The following is a 7115-nucleotide window of genomic DNA, read 5'->3' as shown; positions in this document are numbered from 1 at the left end:
TGAGAAAAATCCCATTGAATATGCCTCAAAAACACAGAAAAAGCGGGACTTCCTCATGGAAAGTCCCGCTTCGCTATCACAAAGATACAACATTTTAAGTCCAAAAGCAAATAGTGTTAAAATCAGGTTACGGCACACGTTCCATGAAATCTGTGAAGTTAGAAGTACTGACAAAAAGTACGGTACGGCATGAGAGAGAAGCAGAGTCCGCCCCAGTATTTCATCTGAAAATTCCCAATTACGCACAACAGGTATCGAGAGCTGTTATAAATTCACATTCTCTGGTGTTGTGTGCACTTTAAACGCAAAAAGTTTGTCAGTATTATTAAAAAGTCCTAACTTTGCCACTTGTGTGGCCCAATGGCCGGATTAACCTCAATAATTCGCAACTGAAAATGTCCATCACAAAAACCCGACAGAAACTGGTAGAGGTGGCCCGCGAACTCTTCGCCCGAAAAGGCCTGGAAGCAACGACCATGAACGACATTGCCGCCAACTCCGGCAAAGGCCGGCGGACGCTCTACACCTATTTCCGGAACAAAGAAGACATCTATACCGCTGTCATAGAAGTGGAACTGGAACGTTTGTCGGAGCAACTGGACAAAGTGGCCGAACTCGATGCCGCACCCGAACAGAAAGTGCTCGCACTCATTTACACTCACCTGAACATGATTAAGGAGACCGTGTCGCGCAACGGTTCGTTGCGGGCAGAGTTCTTCCGCAACATCTGGCTGGTTGAAAAGGTGCGCCGCAAGTTCGACGACGAAGAGCGCGCCATACTGCGCCGCGTACTCGAAGAAGGCACAAGACAGGCAAAGTTCCGCATAGAAAACGTCGACCTCATGGCCGACATCATTCACTACAGCGTGAAAGGACTTGAAGTGCCCTACATATACGACCGTCTGGGCGAAGGACTGACCGAAGCCGACACACGTCCCATCGTCATGGACATTGTGCGCCGCGCACTGGGCATGCCCTCCCAAAACTGACCGGAGGCGGAAACGCCACGGCACATACAACCTAAAAAACATTTACCAAATCATTCACATTTTTAGTATATGGGACTTTTAACAGGTAAAACAGCACTCATCACAGGTGCCGCCCGCGGCATCGGCAAGGCCATTGCCTTGAAATTTGCCGCCGAAGGCGCCAACATCGCATTCACCGACCTCGTGATCGACGAGAACGGCGAAGCTACACAAAAGGAAATCGAAGCACTCGGCGTGAAGTGCATGGCCTATGCCTCCAATGCCGCCGACTTTGCCCAGACGGCAGAAGTCGTGGCCAAGGTTCACGCTGATTTCGGAGCCATCGACATCCTCGTCAACAACGCCGGCATCACCAAAGACGGCCTCATGATGCGCATGACCGAACAGCAATGGGACGCCGTGATTGCCGTCAACCTCAAATCGGCCTTCAACTTCATCAATGCCTGCACCCCAATCATGATGCGCCAGCGCAGCGGCTCCATCATCAACATGGCCAGCGTTGTCGGCGTACACGGCAATGCCGGACAAAGCAACTATGCAGCGTCCAAGGCCGGCCTCATAGCTCTGGCTAAAAGCGTAGCTCAGGAAATGGGTAGCCGCGGCATCCGCGCCAACGCCATCGCTCCTGGTTTCATTGAAACAGCCATGACCGCAGCCCTTTCCGACGAAGTACGGAAGGAGTGGATGAAATCCATCCCCTTGCGCCGTGGCGGAAAACCCGAAGATATAGCCGACGTGGCAACGTTCCTTGCCTCCGACATGTCAGCCTACATCAGCGGACAAGTCATTCAGGTGGACGGCGGCATGAACATGTGACACCAGCCGGCCGGCAAACCATATTAGAAAAAGACGGGGCATGCTCCGTCTTTTTTCTTTTTCCGTAATCACACACCAGCCTCATATTCCGCCATACCAATTTGCACGCTGAAAAATAATTTGTAACTTTGTCTCATTAATAAAAGACAAAACAAGGACATGAAGCATTATTTAGTAACAGGGGCGGCCGGTTTTATCGGTGCCAACTACTTGAAATACATTCTTGAGAAGCACGACGATGTGCGCGTAGTCGTGCTCGACTTACTGACGTACGCCGGTTATCTCGGCACCATAGCCGGAGACATAGACAACGACCGCTGCTTCTTTGTGAAAGGTGACATCTGCGACCGCCAGTTGGTAGACAGCCTGTTTGCGGACTACAAGTTTGATGTAGTCGTCAATTTTGCCGCTGAGAGCCACGTAGACCGCAGCATAGAGAATCCACAACTCTTTCTCCAGACAAATATCCTCGGCACACAAAATCTGCTTGACGCGGCGCGCGCAGCCTGGGTAACCGGCAAAGACACACAAGGCTACCCCACGTGGCGAAAAGGCGTGCGGTTCCACCAAGTGTCCACAGACGAGGTTTACGGCAGTCTGGGTGACGAAGGCTTCTTCACCGAAGAAACGCCGCTCTGCCCTCACAGTCCCTACAGTGCTTCGAAGACATCGGCCGATCACGTTGTCTGCGCCTACCGCGACACCTACCATATGCCCGTGAGCATCACCCGCTGCTCCAACAACTACGGCCCCTATCAGTTTCCGGAAAAACTGATTCCGCTCATAATCAACAATATTCTGGAAGGTAAGAAACTGCCGGTTTACGGAAAGGGAGAAAACGTCCGCGACTGGCTATACGTGGAGGACCACTGCAAGGCCATCGACATGGTTATCAGCCAAGGAGCCGACGGCTGCATCTACAACGTAGGCGGACATAATGAGCGACAGAACATCCAGATTGTAAAGATAATTATCCGTACCATTCACGACTTGATGCAGGAAAACCCGAAATGGCGTACCTTACTCAAAAGACAAGAGAAAGGTTCTGACGGTCAGATCAGCGTGGACTGGATTAACGATGACCTCATAACATTTGTCAAAGACCGGCTGGGGCATGACCAACGTTATGCCATTGATCCGGAGAAGATTAAAACGGACCTCGGCTGGTATCCGGAAACGACTTTTGAAACTGGAATCGTCAAAACCATCCGTTGGAATCTTGAAAACCGTCAATGGGTAGAAGCCGTCAGTGGCGAGGACTATCAGCAATACTACGAAAAGATGTACGGCAAACGGTAAAACAACATTCACCGCTGATTTAAGAGAGGCGTAATTCCTGTTCCCAACGGAATTACGCCTCTTCTATTTAACAGGTCCATCACCTTCTTCTCCTAACGAAGGTACTTTAGCCCGACACTTTCCTACAATAGGGAAAATCATCATACATATCCCTAGAACAGGATTCCCGACAATTTACTTATTCCATTGCCAACCACATTTCAAAAGCCCGCTTTTTCTATGAGAAATCTCGCTCCTCCCAATTGCAAATAGGAATTATCTTTGGAAAGGAAGCGAGAAATGTCAATATGAAAACCTTGTACATCCAACAAAAAGGGTCTGTTACTTCCACCTCCCGAAAAAAAGGTGTAATTTTGCAATTGTTTTCAAATACTCTTATGGCTGTGCCTATAAACGATAATATCATACATTAACAACACACATATAATTCATACTCATGAAAATCTTAGTGATTAACTGCGGCAGCAGTTCCATCAAGTACAAACTCTACGAGATGGACGACAAAAGCGTGCTTGCAGCCGGAGGCATCGAAAAGATCGGCCTTGAAGGTTCTTTCCTAAAAACGAAAATCAACGGTGAGACGAAGATTATCGAATCGGCTTGTCCCACTCATACGGAAGGTATCAAACTGATGTTCGACACTTTACTCAACACTGAGTATGGTGCCATCAAGAGCCTTGACGAAATAAGCGCAGCCGGCCATCGAATTGTGGCTGGAGGACGTTTTACCAAAAGTCAGGTGGTAACAGACGAGATGCTGGAAGAATGGAAACAATACATGGATTTGGCTCCTCTCCACAGTCCGGCTCATATGAAAGGTTATCAGGCTGTCAAGAATATGCTTCCCGAACTTCCGCAAGTATTTGTATTTGACACGGCTTTTCACCAGACCATGCCTGAGAAATGCTACATGTATGCCGTTCCTTACAAATATTATGAGCAGAACAACATTCGCCGCTGGGGCGCACACGGCACGAGCCATCGCTTTGTAACGGCACGTGTGGCAGAAGTTTTGGGCGAAAAGGCCGAGAACCTGAAAATCATTACCTGCCATATCGGAAACGGAGCTTCTGTATCGGCTGTGAAAAACGGTAAATGCTTTGAGACATCAATGGGCCTCACACCGCTTGAAGGCGTTATGATGGGCACCCGTTCCGGCGACATTGATGCCTCAGCCGTATTGGCTATAATGAAAAAAGAAGGACTCACTCCCGACCAGATGAGCGACCTGCTGAACAAAAAAAGCGGTGTGCTGGGCATCTCCGGCGTATCGAGCGACATGCGGGAGGTTGAAGCCGCCTGCCAGAATGGCAACAAGCGTGCGGAACTGGCCCTCGAAATGTACTCGCACCGCATAAAGAAATACATCGGCTCATACGCTGCCATCATGGGAGGTGTGGATGTCATTGTATTCACTGCAGGTGTTGGCGAGCACCAATGGGACGTCCGTTACAATTCTGTAAGCGATCTTGAATTCTTCGGCGTGAAACTCGATGAGGAAAAAAACCGCCGGAACTGCGGCGAAGAGGAAATTATCTCCACGCCCGACAGCCGCGTGAAAGTGGTAGTAGTACCCACCGACGAGGAGTTGCTCATAGCCACCGATACGCTCGAACTCGTGGGCTGAAAAAGAAAATATCTTATTCTTGAAAAGAGAAGAATAATCAAACAAATGGCAGGGAAAAGAACTGCTTTCCCTGTCATTTTTAGTAAAAAGAGAATCATGAAAAACACCATACTTAAATATACCATGCTAATAGCGTTCCTGGCAATACCATTTTGTCAGGCACTAGCAGAAAACAAACCGATAGTAATCGGTAACAGTCGTTTCACCTTCATAACCGACAATCTGGTACGTTTGGAATATGCCCGACATCAAAAATTTCTCGAGGACTCTACCCTATTTGCCGTCAACCGTGAATCGGGAAACGTGAAAGTGGTCGTAAAAAAGAGGGCCGTAAGTACATTTTCACTACATCGGCCATGAAGATTGAATTCGAAAACGATGGTTTCCCGTTCGGGCAATGTAACCTTAAAGTTCATTATGAGCTGAACGGAAAGCCTAAGCGCTGGACTTTTACAGACGAACAGGGAGGACAACCAGGCAACCTGAAAGGCCCCGTGGTTACCCTAGATGCCGTAGGCTCTCCCATTCCCTTGCAGAAGGGACTGTTAAGCCGAGAAGGCTGGTATCTGATAAAAGATTCCGGAAAGGATGTCTATAAAAACGGCTGGCTCACACAACGAGATCCCGACCATATACAGGATTATTATCTATTTGTTTACGGTACGGACTAGAAGGCGGCACTACGTTCGCTAAAGGCCATCAGCGGTGCCGTACCTATGACACGAAAGTATATCCACAGCTCATGGTACTGCCGCTGGTGGGCCTATACGGCCGACGACTACCGCGAACTCGTGAACGGTTACAAAAAGCATGACTCTCCTTTGGACATTATGGTGTTTGACATGGATTGGCATCGCAAGGATGGAAAGGTGGGCACCGGCCATGCCGGCACACGCGGCTGGACCGGCTATAGTTGGAATAAAAAACTGATTCCCGATCCTGGCAAACTCATCAAAGAATTCCGTGACCAAAATGTTTATGTTGTACTCAACGAACATCCACACGATGGTTTGCGACCACATGAGGATATGCATGATGGTTTCATCAAAGATCTGGACTTTGACACATTAAAGGAAGGTGTACCCCTCTTTGATGCTGGAGACCGCCATTACATGGAAAAATTCCTGAAGCACGCTCACGGTGAAAGCGACTCAATGGGAGTGGCTTTCTGGTGGCTGGATTGGCAGCAGGACTACAGCTATCCAATAGTACGCGGCACAACGACCAAACATCTGCCTTGGCTCAACGAATTGTATTACAACTACTCAAAACAGGGCAACCTAAGAGGAGCCGGTTTTTCCCGCTGGGGCGGTTGGGGTGACCATCGTCATCCAATCCAATTCTCAGGTGATGCCGTCGGCAACTGGGATATGTTGCGCTTTGAGGTGAAACTGACCACTGCCAGCGACAATGCTGGCTGCTTCTTCTGGGCACACGACATCGGTGGCTTTTACGATGGACTAGATCCGGAACTCTATACACGCTGGACCCAATTCGGTTTGCTGAACTCTTCATTGCGCATCCATTCTGTGGTGGGAGAAAAAATGGACCGTCGTCCATGATTGTGGGGTGAACGGCAGGAAAAGGCCATGCGTCGCATCTACCACCTACGTTCCGAACTGATGCCTTATATTTATAGCAGTGTGCGTCAATGTCACACGGATATGCTACCGCTCAACCGAGGTCTCTACATAGAATACCCCAACGAAGAGAAATCCTACAACAACGACGGCCAATTTTTCTTTGGCGATTTAATATTGGGCGCTCCTGTAACACAAGCCGGCAAGGGGGAGGATTATAGAGTAGAGCTGCCTGTATGGTTTCCCAGCGGAGCAGACTGGTATAGCCTGTTTACCGGAAAAAATATGAAGGCGGAAAAACAGCTACAGTCAGTTGTCCACTGGAAGAATCGCCGGTTTTCGTAAAAGGTGGCTGGCCATTACCCATGCAGCCATATACTGAGTGCATGGCATCTACCCCACTTAAAACTTTAGTGATACGTTGCTACCCGGGACAAGCCGGTGATAACAATACGTATACTTTATACGAGGACGACGGCCTGACCACTGATTACCTTCAAGAACGTTTTGCTACTACAGCCTTGACATATAAGAAAACGGTCGATGGTATGGTTTTGATAAGAATTGCTCCGACCCAGGGAAACTATGAGGGGCAACCTCTTAAACGTGCTTATCGCATAGAATTACCCGGTATGTCTTCAGCCGCACAAATACGTGTAAATGGCAAGAAGCTAAAAATCAAACGTTCGGAAAATGTTGGCGGTCTTGTCATTCCTATCGCAGAAACAGACATCCGCAAAAACATTGAGATAACTGTAAACGAAGCGGTTTAAACGGGTCAAGCCGAAAACACGGTGCATGAAT

General features: G+C 48.7%; 5 protein-coding genes and 1 pseudogene. All 6 read left to right on the top strand.

All coding sequences use genetic code 11. The annotated features are described in order from the left end of the window. Window positions 1-193 (top strand): hypothetical protein (locus C5S62_RS13730; RefSeq protein WP_223301081.1); only part of this gene is annotated, 193 nt, incomplete at its 5' end. A gap of 202 nt (window positions 194-395) precedes the next feature. After that, window positions 396-989, top strand: a complete 594-nt coding sequence (locus C5S62_RS00925; RefSeq protein WP_104403672.1) for a TetR/AcrR family transcriptional regulator — start codon at window positions 396-398, stop codon at window positions 987-989. 69 nt (window positions 990-1058) lie between these two features. Beyond that, window positions 1059-1805 (top strand): 3-oxoacyl-[acyl-carrier-protein] reductase, encoded by a 747-nt coding sequence (gene fabG, locus C5S62_RS00920; RefSeq protein ID WP_104403671.1) that lies wholly within the window; start codon window positions 1059-1061, stop codon window positions 1803-1805. Window positions 1806-1964: 159 nt separating this feature from the next. Continuing rightward, a complete protein-coding gene (rfbB, locus tag C5S62_RS00915) occupies window positions 1965-3104 on the top strand; it encodes a dTDP-glucose 4,6-dehydratase (protein ID WP_104403670.1) in 1140 nt (379 codons plus the stop codon). A 436-nt stretch (window positions 3105-3540) separates the two neighbouring features. After that, window positions 3541-4731 carry an acetate kinase gene (locus tag C5S62_RS00910; protein ID WP_104403669.1) on the top strand — a complete coding sequence of 397 codons (1191 nt, stop codon included), beginning with the start codon at window positions 3541-3543 and terminating at the stop codon, window positions 4729-4731. Window positions 4732-4854: 123 nt separating this feature from the next. Next, a pseudogene (locus C5S62_RS14085) lies at window positions 4855-7084 on the top strand (TIM-barrel domain-containing protein). Window positions 7085-7115: the final 31 nt, after the last annotated feature.

The organism is Prevotella sp. MGM2, from assembly GCF_002933955.1.
Taxonomy (GTDB): domain Bacteria; phylum Bacteroidota; class Bacteroidia; order Bacteroidales; family Bacteroidaceae; genus Alloprevotella.
This window is presented reverse-complemented; position numbering and strand designations above follow the sequence as displayed.